Raw genomic sequence first — 20,922 nt, forward strand, 5'->3', positions numbered from 1 at the left:
CGCACCGGGTAGAGGATGGGTGCCCGGTGAGGGGGACATGGGCCGTCTCCCTCACCGGTCACCTCCTGATGGGGTCAGTGACGGTTACCGTGGCCCCAGCGGACCTGGTCGACGACCCGGTGGTGGTCGTTGCGCAGGGTCGCGGTGTCACGGCTGTCCCAGACATAGTCGCGCCGGTTCTGGTAGACGTCCCAGCGGTTGTCGTAGCCGCGGCCGGTGTGCACCCGGACCTGGCTGTGGCCGGCCAGTCGCACGTTGCCGAACCGGTAGGTGTGCCCGCTCCTGTCGGAGAGGGTCCAGCCCCGGAGGCTGACGGGCATGCGGCCGTTGTTCCGCACCGTCACCCACTCCGCGTTGAGGCTGCGGTTCGAGCGGTCGTCGCGTCCCGGGCTCTCGTACTGGACCGGCCCGAGGGCCACGGCGTAACGCGAGTGCTGCGGGGTGTGGCGGTGGTGGCCGTCCGCGCTGGCCGGGAGGGCGGCGGTGGCTGCCAGGGCAGCGGAGCCCAGAACAGCCAAGGCGACACGCGAAGCGTTGCGGAACATCGAACCTCCTGTGGTGGACGTCGCTTTTCACGGCGTCCAAAAACCGGATTCCCGGCCGGTTTGACCGGGCCCCCACAGAGTGACGGCCGGTCACGCCTTGCCGGAAGAAATCCGTGTTGGTGTTACAAAACACGGACATATACACAACCACACCACGCCAGGCGCGTACGCCCCCGCGCTCGCACCACCACCCGCAACACCCCTTACACGTATTCCGGTGCGTCCCGAGGGCGCGCCGGTCATCCACGGGCCGAGCAGCTCAGGCACGGACCGACCGCCCGGACGGCGGCAGGCCCGGTGCCGGTCACACAAGTCCCTTGCCCGTAACGGATGTTGCTCCCGTGGGCGACTTCTCGCGCCCTGGGGTGACCCGAAACCGGCTGCCCGGTGCGCCACTCAGGCACCATCCGTTGCCTGGAGCCCCCGGAGCCTCTACGTTGAGCGCGCCTGAATTCAGCTCAGCCCGCCGCCCTCGCGGCGGGCTTGCTTCGGGAGGACCCCCATGCGCAGAAACACCTCCGGACCTCGCCGCAGACGCCCCTCCATACGCACCGCGGTGTCCGTCGGCGTGGCCGCCCTGGCGGTGGCCACGGCAGCAGCGGCCACCGCCCAAGGCGCCACACCGGCCCCGCCCGCCCAACGCACCCAGCACGTCGAGTACTTCAACGGTGCCGGCGGTCACCCACGGCAGACCACCGTCCCGGCACCGAAGCCGCTCGCGCCGTCCGAGAAGGCCGCGATCGCCGCCGGCGACGGCGATGTCACCTCGGTCGTGCAGAACGGCCCGGTCGGCTCCAAGCTCGATGTCGTCTTCATCGGCGACGGCTACACCGCCGCCCAGCAGGAGGACTTCCACGCCGACGTCCGCGCCAAGTGGGCCAAGATCTCCGCCGTCGAGCCGTACGCGACCTACCGCGGCCTGTTCAACGTCTGGGCCGTGGACGCCGTCTCCAACGAGTCCGGCGTCTCCGGGGACCCGACCAAGGACGTGGTCCGCGACACCGCCCTCAACTCCGCTTTCTTCTGCGAAGACACCGAGCGGCTGCTGTGCGTGGACACCGGAAAGGTCGAGTCCTACGCGTCCAAGGCCCCGGCCGCCGACCTCGTCGTGGTCCTGTCCAACTCCACCAAGTACGGAGGCGCGGGCTACAACGACATCTCCTCGCAGGTCGGTTACGACGGCATCGCCACCGCCTCCTCCGACAACGACCAGTCGGACCAGATCGCGGTGCACGAAACCGGTCATTCGCTGGGCAAGCTCGCCGACGAGTACGACTACGGCCAGTCCGGCACCTACTCAGGACCCGAGCCCGCCCAGGTCAACCTCAGCAAGCTCTCCGCCGACCAGATGACCGCCCAGCAGCAGAAGTGGTACCGCTGGATCGGACAGCAGTCGCCCGACGGCGGCGCGGTGGGCGCGTTCGAGGGCGGCGGCTACTACCAGTACGGGCTCAACCGCCCCACCGAGAACTCGATCATGCGGACCCTGGGCCGGGAGTTCAACCTCCCCGGCCGTGAGGGGATGATCGCGGGGTTCTACCGCTATGCGAGCGTGCTGAGCAGCCCGGTCTCCACCCACCACGCGGTGTCCCGCGGGACCCGCATCCGGGTCACCGCACCTGCCTCCGCGACGCTGACCTGGTCCGTCGACGGCCGCGAACGCAAGGCCGCGCGCGGCAGGTCCACGGTGGTCCCGCGCACTCTGGGCGTCCCGGCCGACGGCCGCACCCACACGGTCACGGCCCGGGCCACCGACCGTACGAAGGCGGTCCGTGACCCGGCGCTGCGCAAGCTGCTGTCCCGCTCGCTGACCTGGCACGTGGCGCCCCGGTAGGCCGCTGACGCCGCTCGCACACCGCCCCGGTCACCGGGCGGGCCGCTCCACCCGCCCGCCCGCTGACCGGGGCCGAACCCTGCCCGGTGCCCGATGGCGCGGCCCCGAAGTGCCGGGTGTCCGCCGCGGTCAGAGGCGCACCACCATCTTCCCGGTGTTCCGGCCGTCCATCAGCCCGAGGAACGCCGCCACCGCGTGAGTGATGCCGTCCTCGACCGTCTCGCGGAAAGTGATCTCCCCTTCGGCCAGCCAGCCGCCCATCTCCTCGGCGAAGCGTGGCTGGAGATGAGCATGGTCCCCGACCTCGAAGCCGCGCAGGGTGATCCGCTTCTTCACCAGCTCGACCATGTTGCGCGGGCCCGCCGCGGACTCGGTGTCGTGGTAGCCGGAGATCGCCCCGCACAGCGCGGCCCGCCCGTTGAGGTTCAGCGCGTCGATGGCGGCCTCCAGGTGGTCACCGCCGACATTGTCGAAGTAGACGTCGATACCGTCCGGGGCGGCCTCGGCGAGCAGTTCGCGTACCGCGCCGGACTTGTAGTCGAAGGCCGTGGTGAAGCCGAGTTCGCCGGTCAGATACGCCACCTTCGCCGCGGACCCGGCGCTGCCGATCACCGCCTTCGCCCCGCGCAGCCGCGCGATCTGCCCGGCCAGGCTCCCCACCGCTCCGGCCGCGCCGGAGACGAAGACCGTCTCCCCCGCGCGCAGGCCCGCGATCTCGGTCAGCCCGACGTACGCACTCAGTCCGGGCATGCCCAGCACGCCGAGGAACGCGGAGTCCGGTATCCCCTCGACGCGCCGCAGCCTGGTGAAGCGTCCGGCCGGGGCGACCGCGGCGGTACGCCACCCCAGATCGCTGAGTACCAGGTCCCCCGGCGCCAGACCGGCCGCCCGCGACGCCACCACCTCGCCGACCGCGCCACCCGCCATCGGCCGGTCCAACGCATAGGCCGAACTTCCGGTCGCCTCGGTGCTCATCAGGGCCCGCATGTACGGGTCCACCGAGAGGAAGGTGTTGCGGACCGACACCTCACCTTGGGCCGGTGCCAGCAACTCCCGCTCCACGAGCCGGAAGTCCCCCGGCACCGGGCGCCCCACGGGACGTGCGGTCAGCTGCCACTCCTGCGCGGTGCCGGGCATGCGCGGTGCTCCTCGTGTGCGACGGACTGGTGCTCCGTCAGGTGCAGCGCTGCCGGCCGGCGGGGCATTCCCGGAGCGCCGTGCGGCGGTCCCATGACTTCCGACGCCCCGTCACGGTCAGCGGGGTGCCGCGAGGTCCTGGGTCCACCAGGGTCCGCCCGGGCCCTCGACGACGCCGATTCCGACGTCCGTGAAGGAGCAGTTGAGCAGGTTGTCGCGGTGCATGGCGTCGCCCATCCAGTCGTTCACCGCACCGGCGGCGGTGCGCGGGCCGCGGTCGAGGTTCTCGCCCCAGCTGCTCCACCGGTAGCCGGTGGCGGTGATCCGCTCGTCGGGGCCGGTGCCGTCCGGGGCCTGGTGCTCGTAGTACTGGCGTGCCGCCATATCGGCGGAGTGGCGCTGCGCCGCGGTGTGCAGGCGCCGGTCGATGCGCAGCGGGCTGCAGCCGGCCCGTGCCCGCCGCTGGTTGATGAGTAAGGTGGCCTGTTTTTCGAGGTCGGGCGGGGTGGCCGACGGGGTGGGGGTCGGCGAGGCGGACCGGGTGGGGGGCTTGGGCGTGGAGCGCGACGGGGTCGGGGTGGGTGTGGGAGTGGGAGTGGGGCGCGGCGAGGGAGTGCGCGCGGCCACCGTACGGGTCGTCCGCGGCTCGTCCTTCCGCTTGTCGGGGGGCGTGCCGGCCGACCACCACACGGCGGCGCCGACGGCCACCGCGAGGGTGGCGGTGCCCGCGACGACCGAGCCGGTCTTCGCCCGGGGCAGCCGCTTCGGGAGGTGGTGTGCGGCGGAGGTGCCGGAGGTGTGGTGCGGGGCCGCCGGGGCCGCCTGCGCGGTCGCCGCGGCGGGGGCGGGGAGGACCGTGTCCGGGGTGAGGTGCGAGGGCAGCGGCAGCAGGGCGAGACCGGCCAGCAACCCCTCGGCGGGCACCAGGCCGTCCCAGTGCCCTGAGCAGTCCGTGCACTTCCGTGCGTGGCGGGCTATTCGCTTGCGCCAGAGGGCGCAGGGCTCCTGGTCCCAGCCGGCCGTCAGCCGGGACAGCTCGGGGCAGCGGGGCGTGGCCGCGAGCGCGCGGACCACGACCCGGCCGGCCTCCAGCTGTTCCTTCATGCGCTGCACCCGGACCGCGGTGTGACGGGAGTCGATCCCGACCGCGGCGACCAGCTCCGTTCTGGTGATCTCGCCGGCCGCCTCCAGCCACCACAGGGACAGCAGCGCCCGGTCGCCCTCGTCCAGCCAGCGGGTGGCCGCGGCCACTTCACGGCGCTGGCCGGACAGGCCCAGTTCCAGGATGGTCAGGTCCGTGAAATCGGCCGCGCGGTCGGCCCGTTCCGGCGCCTGGTCCAGGCCGACGACGGGGGTCTTGCGGGTGGCGGTCCACCGGCGGCGCACCTGGTTCATGGCGATGGCCACCAGCCAGGAGCGGAAGGACGCCGGTTCCCGCAGGTCGGCCAGCGACTCCAGGACCCGCAGCATGGTCTCCTGCACCACGTCGTCGACGTCCGCGTGGCCGTCCAGGGCCCGTCCCACGACGTTGTAGATCAGCGGCAGGTATGCGGCGACCAGCTGTTCCCGGGCCTCTTCGTCCCCGGCCCTGGCTGCCGCGACGGCCTCCGTCCCGTTTTCCTGCTTCACGCCCATTCGTTCCTGTTCGTTCGTGCGTACCCGAAGCCCCCGCACTCCGGAGATCCCGCGCGCTCGCCGCGATAACGGAAACCTACGTGCATGTGGATGAGCCCTGTTCCCCGGCCCGCGCGCGGGGTGCGTTCCGGTCTCCCGGGCCCACGGGCACCGCGTGGCATCCACGCCTGTCGACGGCGCACGAAAAAAGTGTTCGCACTTTCCGTTATCCGGCCCCGACCCCGCGCTCTCCCATGTGCCGGCCGCAAAGGCACCGGGTCTCCCCGGGCTCCGCGGGCGGCGGATCGCTGTCCCCCACAGGAAACGGAACCATGAACAACGACCACCTTCAGAACGGCCGCCACGACGAGACTCCGGCCGGGAGCGGCCGCGGGGCGGACGGGGCCGGTGCGCACCGGCGTTCCGGCGGGGCGGACGGCCGTACGGGAGGCCGGCACGGGCGGACCAGCGGCCTGCACCGCGCCGCGGGCACTCCGCGGCGCAAGGCCACCCTGCTGGCGGTGGCGGCCGTGGTCACCGTGGGCGGCGCGTCCGCGGTGCTGATACGCCCCGACTCGGGCACCGACCGGGCGCTCGCGGCGGACCCGGCCGCGCCGTCGGCGCCCGCGGCGAAGCTCTCCGCTTCCGCCACACCGGACACCTCGCCCTCGCCCAAGAAGCCCCGCAAGCCCTCCGCCTCCCCGTCGAAGGAAAAGAAGCACCCCAAGCCGCACGCTTCGCCCCGGTCGCAGGCCGACCGTCCGGGCAGTGACACCGACAGCGTCCGGAAGACGACACCCCGCAAGCCGCGCCTCGATTCCGGGGCGGGCGCCACCACGCCGAACGGGGCGCAGGCCGCTTCGGGCACCGCCGCGCAGTTCGCGCAGAAAGTCGTTGAGCTGGTCAACGCCCAGCGGGCGCAGCACGGTTGCGGCCCGCTCACCGTCGACGCCCGGATTCAGCGCGCGGCGCAGGCCCACTCGGACGACATGGCGGCCCGCAACTACTACGAGCACAACACCCCGGAGGGCGTCGACCCCGGCACCCGGATGACCAAGGCCGGTTTCCCGTGGGCGAGCTGGGCCGAGAACATCTTCAAGAGCCCCAAGGACCCGGCCACGGCCGTGGACGGCTGGATGAAGAGCCCGGGCCACCGCGACAACATCCTCAACTGCTCGTACAAGTCGACCGGCGTGGGCGTCAATCTCAGCGGCAACGGCCCGTGGTGGACGCAGGACTTCGGCACCCGCTCGTAGGGCGTCAACCTCCGGCAGACGGTGGCCTGTTCGGATGCCTCATGGCACAGGCGGCGGGCCGCCGCTTCCCGGGGTGACGGGACGGGGTTCCCGGCGGTGCGCGCCGGTTCCGGCCGCACCGCCGGGGCCCGCGGGGGCGGCCGCTCAGCCGCGTGCCGGGGCGAAGGTCCGGTCGAGGAAGCGGTCGAGGCTGCGACGGGCCTTCGCGGCGTCCGGGCCGGCGAAGATCTCGGCGGCGTGGAGCTTGCCCGGCAGGACCGTGACCTCCGCTTCGGGGAAGCTGCGGGCGACCTCGCGCAGCCGCCCTTCGTCGGAGAGCGGGTCGTCGGCGGTGCCCAGGAGCAGCAGTTCGCCCTCGTAGGACCTGCCGTTCCCGGCGGAGTAGCCGCCCAGTGAGGCGAGCGGGCTGATACCGGCGACACCGGCCGGGCGGGCGGTGCGGTCCGTCAGCATGCCCAGCATCAGCGTGCCGCCCATGCAACCGCCCACCCACGCCACGTCCTTGGCGCCGCGTGAGCGCAGCAGCCGGGTCGCTTCGGACACGGTGCGGCGGCGGTCCCCTCCCCAGTCGAAGGTGACCACGTGATAGCCGTCGGCGGCGAGCCGCTTGGCCTCGGCCGCCCACTCACAGGCGTCGCCCCAGGAGATGGGGGCGAAGACCACCCCGCGGGGGCCGGTGCCCAGGGTGACCATACGGCCGTCCCCCGAGGAACCGGGCGGGCGGTACGCGGTGGCCCCGGAGACACCGCGGAAGCACGACGGCAGCCGGTCGGGGGTGGCGCTGAACTCTCGCACTGCGATGGTTCCTTCCTCCGTGGAGCGGCGGTTTTCCGCCATCGCGCTCCTCTGCGGGGGCGTCTTCGCGTCACCTCCGGCGCAGGCGGTGGCGCTGGTCAGGGCCAGAATCAAGACCGCTGTCACGGCCAGGGCACGTCTCGGCTCACGCTTGAACATGGCAGAAGCATAGAGAGAAAGCATTGGAAAAAGCTATATTGAAAGATAGATGGAAAGCTTTCACCGCGTCCACATCTGGCAGGCACACAGTCTCCCCAGGTCAGAACGTGCCCGCGTGGAGGGTGGGATATCTTTGTACTGAGCATCGGGTAGAGGGAAGGCGGTTCACGGTGGAGCCTGACCACGTAGACGAGATCATCTCGGCATGGGGCCACGAACTGCCCGAAATCGCCGGTCTCCCACTGGAACTGGCCAAAAGGACCGCCCTGTTGGTTTCGGCCTTCGACATCGCGGCCGGCGCCGAACTGGAGAAGCTGGGGCTCACCCAGGCCGAGTACGGAGTGCTCGCCACCCTCCGGCGGATCGGCGCTCCCTACCGTCTCAAGCCGACCGACCTCACCCACGCGCTGCTGCTGTCCTCCGGCGGGACCAGCAACGTCATCAAGCGCCTGGTGGCCGCCGGCTATGTCACCCGCGCGGCGGCCGAGGACGATGCGCGCAGCAGCTGGGTGCAGCTCACGCCGAGCGGGGTGGAGACCGCCGAGGCGGCGGTGCGCGCCACCACCGCCGTGCACGCCCGGCTCGTCGACCGCATTCCGGAACGCACCGCGAAGGCCCTCAGCGAACAGCTGCGCATCGCGCTGGCCGCCATCGAGGAGGGCGTACTGATCCGCCGCTGAGGCAGGTCAGCGGCGGGACAGCCGGTCGCACACCTCCTCCGCCCGTGCCAGCAGCCCCGGCAGTCCGGCGTACCGGAGCCGCCCCGCGCGCTTCACGATCCGCCCGCCGACCAGCACGGTGTCGACATCGGCCCGGTCCATCGACGACACGACGGCCGCGGTGGCGTCGTGCACCGGCGCCACACCGGGGCGGTCGGTCCGCAGCACCAGCAGATCGGCCTGCTTGCCCGGGGTGAGAGAGCCGATCCGGTCCGCCATCCCGAGCGCCTCGGCGCCGCCGAGCGTCGCGAACTCCAGCACCTCGCGGGCCGTGAGCAGCGGCGCGTCCGGGCCCGCGTGGCCCTGCAGCGCGGCAAAGCGTCCGATCTGGAAGGCGGCCCGCATCTGGGTGAACATGTCGCTCGGCGCGGCGACTTCGACATCGACGCTGAGGCTGGGACGCAGACCGGCGGCGGCCGCCGCGGCAAACGGCGGCAGTCCGTGCCCCATGGTCATCTCGATGGCGGGCGCGACCGACAGCGCCCCACCGCTGTCGCGGATCAGCTCCAGCTCGCCGGCCTCCATCCCGGTGCCGTGGATGAAGACCGTGCCGGGGCGCAGGACGCCGAGGCGGCGCAGCCGGGAGACGGGGCGGCCGCCCCTGACGTGCAGCGCGGTCGGTACGTCGAGTTCGCCGGCCAGGGCCCAGCCGCGCCGGACGGTCTCGTCGCTGCCCGCCTCGGCGTTCAGCGCCATGGTCACCAGGCCGTCGGCGGAGTGCAGCCGGCCGCCGCGGATACGGCGGGCGTCCTGTGCCGTGCCCTGCCCGTAGGCGAAGACGCTGCGCAGCCCGGACTCGGTGAGCGCGTCGAGCAGCGCGTCGGTGTGCTCCTCGGTCGTCTTGTCGACATTGGAGATGTCCTGGACGGTGGTCACCCCCGCGTCCAGGGCGCCCAGTGCGCTCAGCAGATTGCCCAGGTGGAGGTCGTCGGCGGTGAGCCGGGGCGCCTGGGTGTGCAGGACGGTCGTGAAGTACTGGTCGAGGGTCTGGTCGGCGCCGCTGCCGCGGAGCGCCGCCTGCCACATGTGCCGGTGGGTGTCGACGAAGCCGGGGAGCACCAGGCACCCCCGGGCGTCGATCCGCTCGTCGGCCGCCGTGGGGTCGATGTCCGGGCGTACCTCGATGATCCGGCCGTCCGCCACCAGGATGTCGGCGGAGGGCAGTTCACCGGTGGCCGGGTCCATGCTGAGGACCCGGCCACCGGTGACGAGCAGACGTGCGGAGGTCATGCAGTGCCCCACCCCTGCGGCGGCGTCAGACGGCCCATCTGCAGGTTCCAGTACTCGGTGTTGCGCCGGCAGCGGCCGTCGGGGGCGAAGGTCAGGATGTTGGCCTCCAGCAGGGTGACCCAGTGCTCGCCGTCGGGGTTGAGGGCGGGGGCCCGCATCGTGACCCAGAGTTCGACCGACGCCCGGTTGCCGGTGATGACGGGGGTGCCGTGACGGCCGGTCATCTCGCTCTGGCCGGCGGTGATGTCGCGCCAGTAGCGGCCGATGGCCTCGCGGCCGCGGAAGGTCTGTGCGGCCACGCCGGGGACCGCCTCGTAGAGGGCGTCGGGGGTGAAGAGCCGGACCGCGGCGGCGTCGTTCTTGGTCCGCCAGGCCTCCAGATAGGCGTCGGTCCAGCTCGACACCTGGCCGACGCTGAGCTTGGCGGGCCGTTCGGCGGCCTGTGCGGCCGAGGTCACTGCCGCCAGGGGCAGCGCGGCGACACCGGCGCGGAGCAGGGTGCGGCGGTGGGTACGGGGATTCACGGGTGTTCGGTGCCCTTTCCGTGCATACGGGGTGACGCGGTCGGCGACGGCTTCGGGAAGCCGGGCGGAACCGGTGTCACGGCCCTTCCTGGAGGCGGACGGAGAATTCGATGCCGTCGCCCAGCGGCAGCTGCTGGGAGAGATAGCCGTTGCCGGCGGTGCGGACATGGTCGGTGAACTCGGGCGGCAGCATCGGCAGGTTGTCGGAGACGACCAGGCCGCCGGTGCGCAGTGCGGGTTCGAGCAGCTTGAGGACCGGGAGGTAGAGCTCCTTCCAGCCGTCCAGCAGCAGCAGATCCACCGGGCCGGGCAGCGCGACGAGCTGGTCGCGGGCGTCGCCGGTGCGGATCTCGGCGTAGTCGGCGAGCCCGGCGCGCTCCAGGTGGCCGCGCGCCCGGTCGGCCTTGCCGGGGTGCAGCTCGGAGCCGATGATGCGGCCGCTGCCGTTGTCGCGCAGGGCGGCCGCCGCATAGATCGTCGAAGCGCCGAAGGAGGTGCCGAACTCCACGACGAGGGCCGGGCGCAGGCTCCGTATGAGCTGGTACAGGAAGGTGCCGACCTGCGGGTGCACGGGCAGCGCGGCCTGGGCGCACAGCTCGGCCGCCTCCTGGGCGGTGGGCGGCTGCGGCCAGTCGGCCGCGGTGGCGTAGGCGCGCTTCATGACGTCCGGGTCGTTGTGCTCGGCGCTCCGGGCGATCTCGCCCAGGACGGCGCCGACCCGCTCGTCGTCGAGGCCGGTGGCGGCGGTCGTCATGCCTGTGCCCTCCCGTCCCGCACGGCGGCCAGCAGCGCGGGGTCGAGGTAGCTCTGCGCGTTGTAGATGGTCCGGTCGGTGTCGAGTATCTCGCGCCGGCCGTGCATCACCCGGGTGTTGTCGATCAGGGCCACGTCGCCGTCCTGCCAGTCCAGCTCCTCGGTCAGCTCCTCGGTGAGGCGGCGGAACTCGGCGAGGAGCTGCTCGGGAATCTCCGTGCCGTCGGCGAAGGTGATATGCGGCGCCTCGTAGTTGTACGAGGGGCCGAAGACGCTGTTCGCCCAGGAGAGCCGGCTGCCGAAGAGCGTGCGGTGGACGGCGCCGGTGCGGTACGCGTAGTGGAGGGAGCCGTCGTCGTCGAGCTGGAGGGTGGTGGACACATTGCCGCCCACCAGGTCCTTCATATCCGCGAAGGTGATGTCGTCGAGCTTCTTGCGGCCCTCCGTCTGGTGGCAGACGAAGGCCTTCCACTTGGCCTCCTCCACCCGGCGGGTGTACATGATGTCCTTGACGCCGAAGACCTCGCGGGCGGTGTCGCTCGCCGCGTCCCAGACGCGGTAGCCGTCGCAGACGGTGGTCTGGGAGCCGCTGGCGGCGGCCTTCTCGCACAGGAACCAGGTCAGGTCGGGGCCGAAGGGGCTGTTGCCGTTCTCCAGGTGGAGGCCGACGGCGGCGGTGCCCGCGTCCACCTTCTGGGCCACCTCGCCGCCGTGGAAGGAGCGCGCCGGGTCGAGGGTGATCCGGCTGGAGTGCGCCTTCACGAAGGAGGTGAACTCCTCCAGGTCGGTGCGGAAGCCCCGGAACAGCAGAAAGCCGGCGTCGGCGAGCAGCCCGGTGACCCATGCGGGGTCCAGCGTGCCGAGCGACCTGTCCCCGGTGGGCAGGACGAGCCGGCCGGTGGCGTCCCCGTAGGGCTCGACGTCAGCGATGGTGGTCATGCGTCTGCTCCTTGGTGGTCGTACAGCGTTCCGTTGGACAGGGCGGTGCGGATGGCTGCCCGCATGGGTCTTCCGGTGACGGTGAAGAACCGGCGGTAGAGGCGCTCGTCGGCGACGGCGAGGTGCGGTACGGCGATCCGCTCCACCTCGGAGAGGTGCGCTTCACCGAACTCCCTGACCGCGGCCTCGGCCGCCGCCAGGTCGGTGGACTCCTTGACCAGGAAGAGCCCGTGGAGGGCGGTCATCCCGTCTCCGATCACGGCGACCGCGCGGACGAACGGGAGTTGGGCGTACTGCGCCTCGACCCACTCGGGCGCCACGTTGCGGCCGGCCGCGGTGATGATGACGTTCTTCTTGCGACCGGTGATGCTGATGAACCCGTCCTCGTCGATCCGCGCCAGATCGCCGGTCCGGAGCCAGCCGTCGGCGTCCAGGACCAGGCTGGAGGGGTCGTCGCGGGTGTACCCGGCGAACAGCGAGGTGCTGCTGACCAGGAGTTCGCCGTCGTCCGCGGTCCGGACGCGGACATGTGGCAGCGGCCGGCCGACCGTGCCCGGGCGGCGCGCGTCCGGGGTGTTCCAGCTGACCACGGAACTGTTCTCGGACAGTCCGTACCCCTCGTGCACGGGGAGCCCGTGGTCCTCCAGTCGCCGCAGCAGATCCGGGTGGACGGGCGCCCCGCCGCAGCAGATCAGCGGCGCTCCGGGCGTGCCGAACAGGGCCGGCGCGACCGGCTGTCCGCTCGCCACGGCGTCGTCCGCCGCGGCGGCGAAGGCGTCGGCCAGCGCGGGCGTGGCGACCATCGCGGTCGGCCGGGCGGCCGTCACGTACGGCAGGACATCGGCGGGGGCTGCCGCCGCGGTGCCGACCAGGGCCTTGCCGGGCGGCATCAGGACCACTGTCCCGCCGTCGAGCAGGACCATGTAGAGGCCGGTGACCTGCTCGATGAGCAGGCTGAACGGGACGACGGAGAGATAGCGGGAGAACGCCCCGCCGGGCATCACCGACCCCAGTGAGCCCAGCAGTTCGTTCAGGGCCGCCGCCCGAATCCGTACCCCCTTGGGACGTGAGGTCGTCCCGGAGGTGTGGATGATCTTGCATTCCCAGTCCGCCGCCCCGACGCCGGCCGGCGGCAGCACCAAGGGCGCGGACGGCACCGGCCCGTCCGTGGACAGCGGCAGCACCGTGCACTCCGGGGGCAGGACGCGTTCCCTGCCCCACTGGTTCAGCTGGGCCTGGCCGGCGGCGTCCACCACGCACAGATCGGTCTCCTCCAGCAGACCGGCGGCCTGCTCGGCGGAGAACGCCAGCGGGACGGGCACCTCGGTGGCACGCGCGGCGATCAGCGCGAGGTCGGCGACCACGAATTCGGGGGTGTTGCCGCAGACCACACCGATGCGCGGCGGCCGCCCCTCCCGGGCGCCGATCCGCTCGGCGAGTTCCGCGGCCCGGCGCGTCACCTCCTGGTAGCTGAGGGTCCTGGCCAGGGTGCCGTCCTCGCCCAGCACCTCGATCAGCGGACGCGCCGACTCGCCGAACCTGACCAGGCTCTGCTCAATGCCCAGCATGACCGGCCACCTCCATGGCGCTGATGCTCAGTTGGAGATCGGTGACGGAGTAGCGTCCGGTGGCGTCGGAGAAGAGCCGGTCCAGGGCGTTCAGCGGGATGACGCCGACCTGCGGCTCGTGCTCGTAGTACGTGCCCCAGCGGGCCGCCTCGTCGGGAGACAGCCGGAGCGGGTCGGCCGGGGCGAACGGCACGAAGGAGATGCCGGTGCGGTCCAGCGTGGTGATCAGACTCCGGGTGACGGTGCACAGGATGTACTCCATGCCCAGGCACCAGGCGATGATCGGGGTGGCTCTGATCAGTTCGCGGCCGACCGAGGCGCGGCGGGTGGCCAGTGCCCCCACTTCCACCACCCGCCTGCGGTCGACCGGGGTCCCGAGTCGGGACAGCGCGGCGTCCTCGACACCGGTATCGAGGTACCGCTCGGAGAACAGCTCCTGGTCTCTGCCGAAGGTGAGCCCCGCGCAGGCCAGTGGCGCGCAGGGCTTCTCCGCCGCGCCGCAGGCCGGCCGGGCGACGATGAACGAGTCGGGCCGGGGCGCCACATCGGCGCCGTATGCCTGGGCGTACACCTCACGAGCGAGGTCCGCGGCGTCCAGCCATGAGCTGGTCGACCGGTGTGCCAGATCGATCTGCACGGTGCTCCCCCCTTCCCCGGCTGCCGGCTTTACTTGGTGCCGACGACCAGAGACACGGATGAGGGCAGCGCGATGCGCTCGACGGACTTCATCCCCGCGTCACTGAGCCATCCGGAGATCTCCGGCTCGCTGTAGGTGCGGTCGCCGGAGCAGGCGTACATGGCCAGCGAGAACGCCGCGTTGTGCTCCTCCAGCTGCTCACCGCGGACATCTTCGAGCACCACGATCCGGCCGCCGGGACGCAGCGCCTTGGCAGCCCGCGCGACCAGGTCCCGGTTCTCCTCGTCGGTGTGGTTGTGCACGATCTCGAAGAGGAAGACGACGTCGTACCCGGTGCCGAGGTCGCCGCTGAGGAAGCTGCCGCGCTGGAGCGTGATCCGGTCGGCCAGGCCCGCCTTCTCGATCGCGGTGCCGGTGTCGGCGAGCGCCTCGGGCAGGTCGAGGATGGTGGCGGAGAGCTCCGGGTGCCGCTGGCACATCGCCATGGAGTGCAGTCCGTGCGAGCCGCCCAGGTCGAGCAGGCGCCGCGCCCCTTCGGGCAGCGGGACGGCGTCGACGATGGGCTGCACGGTCAGACGCGACTTGACCCGCATGTACGCGGAGAAGTCCCGCCCGGCCTCCGGGTTGTCGGCCCAGCGCTCCCACAGGGACTGGGCGGGCTTGCCGTCCCGGACGGCCTGCGGCAGCTCCCACATCACGTTGGTGAGTTCGTACGCCCAGAGCAGCGCCGGGGTGAAGTCGTACTCGGCGTTCTTGCCCAGCCAGCGCTCGGCGAGGGGGCCGTTGCGGTAGCGCCCGTCCTCCAGGGTCAGCCAGCCGAGCACGGCGGCGACATCGGCCACCGCGCGGGTGCCGTCCGTGGTCGCGCCGATCGCGGTGGCCAGCTCGTCGAGGGTCTTGGGGCCGTCCTCCTCCAGGGTGCGGAAGATGCCGAGCTTGGCGGCGGAGGTGAGCGCCGCGTAGCGGATGGTGGAGCCGATCACCTCATCGATCGGGTTGCCCGCCAGTTCGGCGTCGGTGGTGGTCTTGAACATGGCTGATCTCCTCGGGATGGCAGGGAACGGCCGCACAGCGGAGGCGCGGCCAGGACATCCCGTGCGCGCGGCGGGCGCGGGCACGGGGAAGGTGCTGGGACTGCCGAACGGGGACGAGCTTCAGCCGGCCGGGACCGGTGGGAACCGGTACGCCCGGGGGCGTAGCGGCTCCGGCGGCGCCGCGAGGGCGCGCAGGAGGTGTGCCACGCCTTGCCGGCCGTGGTACCTCACTCCGGGGTAAGGGCCCCGGGGCGGTGTGGCGTCGGGCCGCGATCGGCTGCCTGTTGACGCCGTCCGGTGCCGGGACGGCACCGGAGCGACCGGCCGGGCCTCGCGGGGCCGCGGAGCTTCCGCGGCCCCGTCGCTTCCTCTCCAGCCCCGTGACGGGGCCGGCAAGGAGCCGGGAAAAGGCGGCCTGGGCCGGTGGATGGAGGAGCGGACATCGGAGGGTCGGGGCCGGATGAGGAAGGCCTCGCGGAGCCCGTGCGGCGACGACGTCACCGCCTCCCGGGACAGGCCGGCCACGGGTGGCGCCGGGCGGCGGCCGCACGGGGCCGGGAGGACAGCCGGGCCCTCCGTTCCCGCCCGCGGCGCACGGCTGACGGCCGGTGTGCCGGGGCCGGGGGCGCCGCACGGCGGGCGGCCCCGGGAGCGGGCCGTGGCGCCCGGAGGGGCGCCTGGAGCGAGCGCGGCCATGGTGCCCGCGCCCCCACGACGCGGGCCGCCATTGCCCCGGCCACCGCCGTCCCGATGAGTGGGTGACGGCTGATCACGCCGCGGTGTACCGCCCCGGACCGTGAGTCCGCAGGGGTCGCCGCAGGCTCCTGACGGCTGTTCATCGGGTCCCCCCGTCGCAGCTGCCTCAGTGCGGGTCACCGATGATCAGGCGGACACCTCGTCGAATCCGACGGCCGCCCGTCCCGCCACGTGGACGTGGGCGGTCTCGGCGATCCGGCGACCGAGTGCCTCGGCGGTACGCAGGTCGCTGGCGCAGGGCGTGACGTCGGCGCCCTCGTCGTTGTTCGACTGGGACATGGCGCCCAGCCAGCTGCCGAGCCGGTTGAGGTCCTCGGGGCTGCCGGACGAGGTGTTCCAGCCGCCGTACTCGGCGAGGCCGACCCAGACCATGCCGTGCTGGGCGGCGAACAGCGCGATGTCGATGAGGGAGTTGAGCTTGTCCCCCGCCATGTTGCCGCTGTTGGTGAAGCCGCCCGCGATCTTGTTCTTCCAGCGCATGTTGTCGCCCCAGACCTGGCTGGTGGCCTCGACGAACGCGCGGAAGACGGCGCTGCTGCCGCCCATGTAGGTCGGCGTGCCGAAGATCAGGGCGTCGGACTCCTGCAGCACCTCCCACAGTTCGTCGTTCAGCTCGGCGAGGGAGACCAGTCGCACCTGGGTGTCGGGGACCTTCTCCGCGCCGGCCGCGACGGCCGCGGCCTGCTTTGCGGTGTGGCCGTATCCACTGTGATACGCCACCGCAACCTTGATCTGCATACTTCTCCCCCACCCGGGAACGAAACGATGGTTTTAGCTTTCACTAAAGCTGTCCAGAAAGCTTTAGGCGCTGGTTACGCTATCCATGCCCGCACTTCCAAGGCAAGCGTCTCCGGCCAACACCCTGAAAAGAACAGGTAAATCCGCAGGTGGGGACATCCTGCACAACCACTCCCACACCTCCCGACACAGACGCATCGCGTCGGACACCCGTCATCACGGCCGATTCGGCGCCGATCTCACGTCGTCGGGTGAAATCGGGCGCCACGGCACACTTCCCTACCAGACGCGCGGAGCCACTCCCAGGGGGCCACTCACCCGTCAAATCCCTTTTCGGTCAAGGAACTTCACCGGTCGTCGCGATGGACGCGGCTCCCCGGCCCACCCTCAATAGCTATGTGACCCAGGTCACATGAAGGGGTGTCATACGTCGCGGGGACGTCATCCGTGTGCAAGGTGACGGGCCCGCACGGGGCCCTGATCACGGGGAAAGGACAACCCATGCGTAACAGGCGAATTCTCAGCACCGCGGTCGCCGCCGCCGCACTCACCGTCATCGGCCTGACCGGTGCCTCCCAGGCGCACGCCGCCACCGGGGCCGAGGGCGCGGTGTCGGCCGTCTCCTCCGCTCAGCAGCAGGTGAAGCCGATGGACGGCCCTCCCGGAACGGTGTGGACCGGCAAGAAGTTCTGGACCCTCAGCGGGTGCCAGGCGGCCGGCACCGACCTGGTCAGCAGCGGAAAGTGGGCCGACCCCTTCTGCGACGGCTCGGGCCTCAAGTACGACCTGTGGGCCCGGCCGCTGTAAACCCGCCACAGAAGCGGCAGTTGACCGGTAGCCGCTGACGGTGACCTGAGCAGGGCGGCCCGTTCCCGCGCACATCCGCGGTCACGCGGGGACGGCCGTCCGGTTCGGGCACGAAGAGCAGGGCGGCGGAGTGGGCGTCCGCGTCGGCCCGGCGCCGGGGCCCCGGCGGGTCACATCCCTCGGGGACCGGCGGCGACGGCGGGAACATGGGCGAGGGCCGCGCTGGAGATACGGTAGCGGCCGTTCGGTACCTCGGCCGCCGTGACATGGACGGTGAGCGGGCCCGCCCATTCGTAACCGCGGTCGGCGGCGTGCCGGGCCAGCACGTCGGTCAGTTGCCGGCCCACCTCCCCGCCACGGGCGGCCAGTTCGTCGTGCACCCGCTGCGCGAGTTCGACGGTGTAGTCGTTGGGCACGAGGACCCGGCTCGGGCTGCACACGACCGCATGGTCGTCGCATTCCTGCCGTAGCGCTTCGAGCAACTCGACCGGTTCGGTGTGGAAGATCTTGGCCAACAGCGCGCTCTCGCAGTCCTCCACCACGCGCTCCCAACGCCTCAGTATTCCCATGCTTGTCGCCTGCCCCAGGGTCAACGCCACATGCCGACGCGGTGCGGGGGCGGTTCCGGCCGCCGGAACTCCCTTGGCCTCCGCCGTGCGGGCCGTCACAATGAGCGCGTGCCGATCATGACGTTCCCGGAAGCCGCCACCCCACCCGCGCTGCGGACGCAGGTGTGCGAGCTCCAGGACGAGGCATGGCCGCCGGACTCCGCGTCGGCGCCCGGCACGTTCGCCCACGACCAGGCGTTGCGGCCGGTGTCGATGCTGCTGGTCGAGGGGGCCACGGTGCTCGCCGCGCTGGACATCCTCACCAAGGACATCGTGCACGCCGGACAGCGCTACCGGGCCGCGGGCCTGAGCACGGTCGTGACCCGCGCCACCGCCCGTGGAAAGGGCCACGGCCACCGCCTGGTGACGGCCGCCCGTGCGGCGATGGCCGGCATGGACCTGGACATCGGCCTGTTCACCTGCGACCGGCCGCTGCGGACGTTCTACGAAGGCGCGGGCTGGCAGTGGCTGCCCGGTGCCGTGGTCATCGGCGGCACACCTGTGAACCCGTTCCCCAGTGACCGGCCCGGCTTCGACAAGGTCACCCTGGGCGACTTCTTCTCGCCCCTGGCCCGGAGCCACCGTTCCGCGTTCCCGCACTCCCGTATCGAGGTGTATCCGGGCGAGATCGACAGGCTCTGGTGACGGCTGCTCGCCCGGGACGGCGGTCGGCGGCGCACAAATGGCCGGAAGCGGTCAAGCGCCGCGTGTGCGGGGCCCATGGTCGATGATGGAGGCAGCGGATGCGCCCGTCGGCCCGGACCGGTGACACCAGTCCGAACCGTCCGGCCAGCCCTGCGGAGGAACGATGGTCAGTGCTGGGGAGTTCCGCGAACCGGCCGACGAGACAATGCCGGAGGTCCGCCCGCGGCGTCCGCTGGGCCTCCGGCCGCCGGGCTGTCCCTTCTGCCTGATCGTCTGCGGCCGGGCGCCGGCCACGGTGCTGCGCGAGTGGCCGGAGACCCTCGCCATCCGGCCCCGTCACGGTGGTGTCACCGACGGGCATGTGCTGCTCATCCCCCGGGTGCATGTCGCCGATGTCGCCGAGGACCCGGTGGTGTCGGCGGCCACCATGCTCCGGGCCGCCGAACTCGCCGCGGAGGCCGGGGACTGCAACGTGATCACCTCGCGCGGCGCCTCGGCCACCCAGACCGTCCGCCATCTTCATCTCCACCTGGTCCCGCGCGCCGAGGGCGACGGCCTGCTGTTGCCGTGGACCGCCGTTCGGCCCGCGGGGAGCTGAGCCGCAGCGCGGGTCGTGCGGGTGCGGGGGCCGTCCCCGGCGGTCAGGCGAGGAAGAGGACCGTGATGGTGTCGATGGCGACCAGGACGCCGTAGGAGAGCAGCATCGTCCGGGACAGTGCCACCGCCCGCCAGGGCACGGGGCCACCGTGCCGCTCGGCGTCCATGCTGAACGGCGGCACCCCCGGGCTCCCGCGTTCGGCGACCTTCTCGTACAGGCTGCGGAACCTCCGTTCCTGGCGGAGGTAGTAGCTGTCGAGCAGCCAGAACCCGGCCGCCAGTCCCAGGGCGACCGCGGCCGTCTTCCAGCTCGGCCCGCGGGTGGCGACCGCGATGAAGGCGCCGCTGACGGTCATGGCCCAGCTCTTGACCAGGAACGAGGTGTTGGCGTGGCGGGCGATCACGGCCTGCAGGAACTCCAGGTGTTTCACCTCGTCCGGGCCGAGGTGGGCGGGCACGGTCATGAGGCCGGGCCTCCTTCCTCGGGCCGCCGGCGGACCGTGCCGGCGTCCTGGGACTCCCCCACGGGTGGTTCCGCGGGCCCCGGCCGGTGCTCCTCAGCCGCCTGGTCCCCTTCCGGCGCCTGGTCCTTCTCGGAAGCCGGGACGTCCTCCGGTGCCGGTGCGCCCTCAGGTGGCCGGTCCCCGTCCGGACTCGTCGCTTCGGCCTGCGCGACGGGCTGCCCCGGCGCGGCGTGGAACTGCGCGTTCAGGTCGGCGGCGATGTCGTTGAGGCGATCTTCGAGCGCGTCGGGGCCGTAGCGTTCGAGCACCGTGTAGGCGTGGTCGAGGAGTTCGAGGCGGGCCCGGGGCGGGGTGGGACGGTCTCCGGTGCCGGGCCGGGTGCCGTTGCGTGCGGCGGCGGGGCGGGGCCACACGCGTGCGGTCAGCGGGAGGTCGTAGCTGCCGGCCACACCGGTGCGGGCGCGCTCCTCGACGATCCGGATGCAGGCCTCGTCGAGCGTACGGTGGGCCTCGCTCACCGCCGCCTCGACGGTGGACCGCAGTCGCCACCAGGACGCGGTGTGCGCCACCAGGCTGCGCCGGGCGGCCCGCAGCAGCCTTCTGCCCTGCTGCTCCGCGTCGGCGACCCCCTGCCGGGCCTCCCGGTCGCTGTCGGCGCAGGGGTTGTGGGCGAGCACCTTGACCACGATCGCGGCGGTGCTGAGCACCAGGGTGAGGATGACGACGGCGCTCTGGTCCGGTGCCAGGTCGACGTGCTCGCGCACCGCGCCTGCCGCACGCATCCGCGCCCATATGCCGACCATGGTGAGGATGGCCAGGGTGAAGAGCACCGGCCCGGCCGCGTTGGGCCAGGGCAGCTCGCCGGCCCTGCGGCGTTCCGTACGCGGGCTGCTGGGCCAGAGCGCCTCGCGCAGGGCCGCGATCGGTCCGCGGCGCGTCCGCTCCAGCGTGCGGGCGGTGCGGGTACGCCGCCGGAAGACCGACTCGGCGAGGAGGCTGCCCGCGGCCAGCAGGCAGACCGCGACTCCGAAGCCGGGCAAGTAGGCGAGGTAGTAGCCGAATTCGCCGTCGCCCAGTCCGAAGAACCGCTGCATCAGGGTGCCGATGAACATCGTGTCGAAGGCGACGCAGGCGACCAGGGTCGGCCACAGCAGCCGTCGCCAGAGCACCGGCCGGCGGCGCAGGCTCTCCGGCCCGTCATCGGCATGGCGGGCGCGCAGTTCTCCGACCCGCTCCTGGGCCTGCCGGGACGACCGGGCCACGACGAACCGCTCGGCCGCTTCCAGGGTCGTCCGGGCTTCCTGGAAGGTCTCGGTGACCGCGGTGGCCGCGGTGCCGAGTCCCGGCTGTGCCGCGGTCAGCGCGGTGTTGGCATCGGTGAAGGCGCGCATGAGGGCGGCCTGTTCCCGGCTGTCGGTCTGGTCCACGGGCCTGGCGGACGGCCGTTTCCCGAGGTCCAGGCCGACGAAGGCGGGGTCGCCGCCGGGGCAGTCGACCGCCGACTGGTAGCGGGCGGCAGGCCCCGCCCGGTCCTTTCCGTTGGTGGTGTTCATCGCTGCCCGT

The 20,922-nt window shown here is 72.2% G+C and carries 21 protein-coding genes; 6 read left to right on the forward strand and 15 right to left on the reverse strand.

Annotated elements, in window-relative coordinates; translation table 11 throughout:
- Positions 1 to 74 precede the first annotated feature (74 nt).
- The gene (locus tag ACGFN2_RS18990; RefSeq protein WP_393361793.1) at positions 75 to 545 is read right to left on the reverse strand and encodes a lamin tail domain-containing protein; all 471 of its coding nucleotides are present in this window, start codon (positions 543 to 545) and stop codon (positions 75 to 77) included.
- Between the two features lie 502 nt (positions 546 to 1,047).
- On the opposite strand from ACGFN2_RS18990, the gene ACGFN2_RS18995 reads away from it, so the two are divergent.
- Positions 1,048 to 2,379 carry a M64 family metallopeptidase gene (locus ACGFN2_RS18995; protein WP_393361796.1) on the forward strand — a complete coding sequence of 444 codons (1,332 nt, stop codon included), beginning with the start codon at positions 1,048 to 1,050 and terminating at the stop codon, positions 2,377 to 2,379.
- A gap of 129 nt (positions 2,380 to 2,508) precedes the next feature.
- Here ACGFN2_RS18995 and ACGFN2_RS19000 read toward each other — a convergent pair whose 3' ends face one another.
- The gene (locus ACGFN2_RS19000; protein WP_393361799.1) at positions 2,509 to 3,516 is read right to left on the reverse strand and encodes an NADP-dependent oxidoreductase; all 1,008 of its coding nucleotides are present in this window, start codon (positions 3,514 to 3,516) and stop codon (positions 2,509 to 2,511) included.
- Positions 3,517 to 3,633: 117 nt separating this feature from the next.
- Positions 3,634 to 5,151, reverse strand: a complete 1,518-nt coding sequence (locus tag ACGFN2_RS19005) for a sigma-70 family RNA polymerase sigma factor (RefSeq protein ID WP_393361802.1) — start codon at positions 5,149 to 5,151, stop codon at positions 3,634 to 3,636.
- A gap of 311 nt (positions 5,152 to 5,462) precedes the next feature.
- Between ACGFN2_RS19005 and ACGFN2_RS19010 the strand changes: the two genes are divergently transcribed.
- Positions 5,463 to 6,386, forward strand: coding sequence for a CAP domain-containing protein (locus ACGFN2_RS19010; protein WP_393361805.1), 924 nt, complete (start codon positions 5,463 to 5,465; stop codon positions 6,384 to 6,386).
- Positions 6,387 to 6,530: 144 nt separating this feature from the next.
- Here the strand turns inward: ACGFN2_RS19010 and ACGFN2_RS19015 are convergent, their stop codons facing one another.
- Positions 6,531 to 7,181, reverse strand: a complete 651-nt coding sequence (locus ACGFN2_RS19015; protein WP_393361808.1) for an alpha/beta hydrolase — start codon at positions 7,179 to 7,181, stop codon at positions 6,531 to 6,533.
- Between the two features lie 329 nt (positions 7,182 to 7,510).
- On the opposite strand from ACGFN2_RS19015, the gene ACGFN2_RS19020 reads away from it, so the two are divergent.
- Positions 7,511 to 8,020, forward strand: coding sequence for a MarR family winged helix-turn-helix transcriptional regulator (locus ACGFN2_RS19020; protein WP_093636098.1), 510 nt, complete (start codon positions 7,511 to 7,513; stop codon positions 8,018 to 8,020).
- A gap of 6 nt (positions 8,021 to 8,026) precedes the next feature.
- On the opposite strand, the gene ACGFN2_RS19025 is transcribed toward ACGFN2_RS19020, so the two are convergent.
- The 8 genes from ACGFN2_RS19025 to ACGFN2_RS19060 form a co-directional block, all read right to left on the reverse strand.
- Positions 8,027 to 9,289, reverse strand: coding sequence for an amidohydrolase family protein (locus tag ACGFN2_RS19025; protein ID WP_393361811.1), 1,263 nt, complete (start codon positions 9,287 to 9,289; stop codon positions 8,027 to 8,029).
- Positions 9,286 to 9,813, reverse strand: coding sequence for a nuclear transport factor 2 family protein (locus tag ACGFN2_RS19030; protein ID WP_393361814.1), 528 nt, complete (start codon positions 9,811 to 9,813; stop codon positions 9,286 to 9,288). The genes ACGFN2_RS19025 and ACGFN2_RS19030 overlap by 4 nt, the downstream gene beginning before the upstream one ends.
- A gap of 76 nt (positions 9,814 to 9,889) precedes the next feature.
- Positions 9,890 to 10,567, reverse strand: a complete 678-nt coding sequence (locus ACGFN2_RS19035) for an O-methyltransferase (RefSeq protein WP_393361816.1) — start codon at positions 10,565 to 10,567, stop codon at positions 9,890 to 9,892.
- Entirely contained in the window at positions 10,564 to 11,505 is a 942-nt protein-coding gene (locus ACGFN2_RS19040) for a TauD/TfdA family dioxygenase (protein WP_393361819.1), read from the reverse strand. The genes ACGFN2_RS19035 and ACGFN2_RS19040 overlap by 4 nt, the downstream gene beginning before the upstream one ends.
- A complete protein-coding gene (locus tag ACGFN2_RS19045) occupies positions 11,502 to 13,073 on the reverse strand; it encodes an AMP-binding protein (protein WP_393361822.1) in 1,572 nt (523 codons plus the stop codon). Before ACGFN2_RS19045 ends, ACGFN2_RS19040 begins: the two co-directional genes overlap by 4 nt.
- On the reverse strand, positions 13,060 to 13,710 hold the full coding sequence (locus ACGFN2_RS19050) for a thermostable hemolysin (protein WP_393361825.1): 651 nt from the start codon (positions 13,708 to 13,710) through the stop codon (positions 13,060 to 13,062). The genes ACGFN2_RS19045 and ACGFN2_RS19050 overlap by 14 nt, the downstream gene beginning before the upstream one ends.
- 29 nt (positions 13,711 to 13,739) lie before the next feature.
- Positions 13,740 to 14,744: a methyltransferase gene (locus ACGFN2_RS19055; protein WP_362613528.1), complete on the reverse strand. Its 1,005-nt coding sequence runs from the start codon at positions 14,742 to 14,744 to the stop codon at positions 13,740 to 13,742.
- 882 nt (positions 14,745 to 15,626) lie between these two features.
- Positions 15,627 to 16,238, reverse strand: coding sequence for a flavodoxin family protein (locus tag ACGFN2_RS19060; protein ID WP_362613531.1), 612 nt, complete (start codon positions 16,236 to 16,238; stop codon positions 15,627 to 15,629).
- Between the two features lie 501 nt (positions 16,239 to 16,739).
- On the opposite strand from ACGFN2_RS19060, the gene ACGFN2_RS19065 reads away from it, so the two are divergent.
- On the forward strand, positions 16,740 to 17,045 hold the full coding sequence (locus tag ACGFN2_RS19065) for a hypothetical protein (RefSeq protein WP_393361830.1): 306 nt from the start codon (positions 16,740 to 16,742) through the stop codon (positions 17,043 to 17,045).
- A gap of 170 nt (positions 17,046 to 17,215) precedes the next feature.
- Here ACGFN2_RS19065 and ACGFN2_RS19070 read toward each other — a convergent pair whose 3' ends face one another.
- On the reverse strand, positions 17,216 to 17,614 hold the full coding sequence (locus ACGFN2_RS19070; protein ID WP_362613537.1) for a DUF3662 domain-containing protein: 399 nt from the start codon (positions 17,612 to 17,614) through the stop codon (positions 17,216 to 17,218).
- A gap of 117 nt (positions 17,615 to 17,731) precedes the next feature.
- Between ACGFN2_RS19070 and ACGFN2_RS19075 the strand changes: the two genes are divergently transcribed.
- Positions 17,732 to 18,298, forward strand: coding sequence for a GNAT family N-acetyltransferase (locus tag ACGFN2_RS19075; protein WP_393362029.1), 567 nt, complete (start codon positions 17,732 to 17,734; stop codon positions 18,296 to 18,298).
- A gap of 163 nt (positions 18,299 to 18,461) precedes the next feature.
- Positions 18,462 to 18,896: an HIT family protein gene (locus ACGFN2_RS19080; RefSeq protein ID WP_393361833.1), complete on the forward strand. Its 435-nt coding sequence runs from the start codon at positions 18,462 to 18,464 to the stop codon at positions 18,894 to 18,896.
- Between the two features lie 43 nt (positions 18,897 to 18,939).
- Here ACGFN2_RS19080 and ACGFN2_RS19085 read toward each other — a convergent pair whose 3' ends face one another.
- Positions 18,940 to 19,359, reverse strand: a complete 420-nt coding sequence (locus ACGFN2_RS19085; protein WP_362613541.1) for a hypothetical protein — start codon at positions 19,357 to 19,359, stop codon at positions 18,940 to 18,942.
- Entirely contained in the window at positions 19,356 to 20,912 is a 1,557-nt protein-coding gene (locus ACGFN2_RS19090; RefSeq protein WP_393361836.1) for a hypothetical protein, read from the reverse strand. Before ACGFN2_RS19090 ends, ACGFN2_RS19085 begins: the two co-directional genes overlap by 4 nt.
- Between the last annotated feature and the right edge of the window lie 10 nt (positions 20,913 to 20,922).

Origin of the sequence: Streptomyces sp. NPDC048612 (assembly GCF_043199295.1) — a bacterium.
Lineage (GTDB): Bacteria > Actinomycetota > Actinomycetes > Streptomycetales > Streptomycetaceae > Streptomyces.

Bases quoted from the DNA above. Each gene is read 5' to 3' on its own strand.
- ACGFN2_RS18990 (WP_393361793.1), bottom strand. From the start codon at position 545: ATGTTCCGCAACGCTTCGCGTGTCGCCTTGGCTGTTCTGGGCTCCGCT.
- ACGFN2_RS18995 (WP_393361796.1), top strand. From the start codon at position 1,048: ATGCGCAGAAACACCTCCGGACCTCGCCGCAGACGCCCCTCCATACGC.
- ACGFN2_RS19000 (WP_393361799.1), bottom strand. From the start codon at position 3,516: ATGCCCGGCACCGCGCAGGAGTGGCAGCTGACCGCACGTCCCGTGGGG.
- ACGFN2_RS19005 (WP_393361802.1), bottom strand. From the start codon at position 5,151: ATGGGCGTGAAGCAGGAAAACGGGACGGAGGCCGTCGCGGCAGCCAGG.
- ACGFN2_RS19010 (WP_393361805.1), top strand. From the start codon at position 5,463: ATGAACAACGACCACCTTCAGAACGGCCGCCACGACGAGACTCCGGCC.
- ACGFN2_RS19025 (WP_393361811.1), bottom strand. From the start codon at position 9,289: ATGACCTCCGCACGTCTGCTCGTCACCGGTGGCCGGGTCCTCAGCATG.
- ACGFN2_RS19035 (WP_393361816.1), bottom strand. From the start codon at position 10,567: ATGACGACCGCCGCCACCGGCCTCGACGACGAGCGGGTCGGCGCCGTC.
- ACGFN2_RS19040 (WP_393361819.1), bottom strand. From the start codon at position 11,505: ATGACCACCATCGCTGACGTCGAGCCCTACGGGGACGCCACCGGCCGG.
- ACGFN2_RS19045 (WP_393361822.1), bottom strand. From the start codon at position 13,073: ATGCTGGGCATTGAGCAGAGCCTGGTCAGGTTCGGCGAGTCGGCGCGT.
- ACGFN2_RS19055 (WP_362613528.1), bottom strand. From the start codon at position 14,744: ATGTTCAAGACCACCACCGACGCCGAACTGGCGGGCAACCCGATCGAT.
- ACGFN2_RS19060 (WP_362613531.1), bottom strand. From the start codon at position 16,238: ATGCAGATCAAGGTTGCGGTGGCGTATCACAGTGGATACGGCCACACC.
- ACGFN2_RS19065 (WP_393361830.1), top strand. From the start codon at position 16,740: ATGCGTAACAGGCGAATTCTCAGCACCGCGGTCGCCGCCGCCGCACTC.
- ACGFN2_RS19070 (WP_362613537.1), bottom strand. From the start codon at position 17,614: ATGGGAATACTGAGGCGTTGGGAGCGCGTGGTGGAGGACTGCGAGAGC.
- ACGFN2_RS19075 (WP_393362029.1), top strand. From the start codon at position 17,732: ATGACGTTCCCGGAAGCCGCCACCCCACCCGCGCTGCGGACGCAGGTG.
- ACGFN2_RS19080 (WP_393361833.1), top strand. From the start codon at position 18,462: ATGGTCAGTGCTGGGGAGTTCCGCGAACCGGCCGACGAGACAATGCCG.
- ACGFN2_RS19085 (WP_362613541.1), bottom strand. From the start codon at position 19,359: ATGACCGTGCCCGCCCACCTCGGCCCGGACGAGGTGAAACACCTGGAG.
- ACGFN2_RS19090 (WP_393361836.1), bottom strand. From the start codon at position 20,912: ATGAACACCACCAACGGAAAGGACCGGGCGGGGCCTGCCGCCCGCTAC.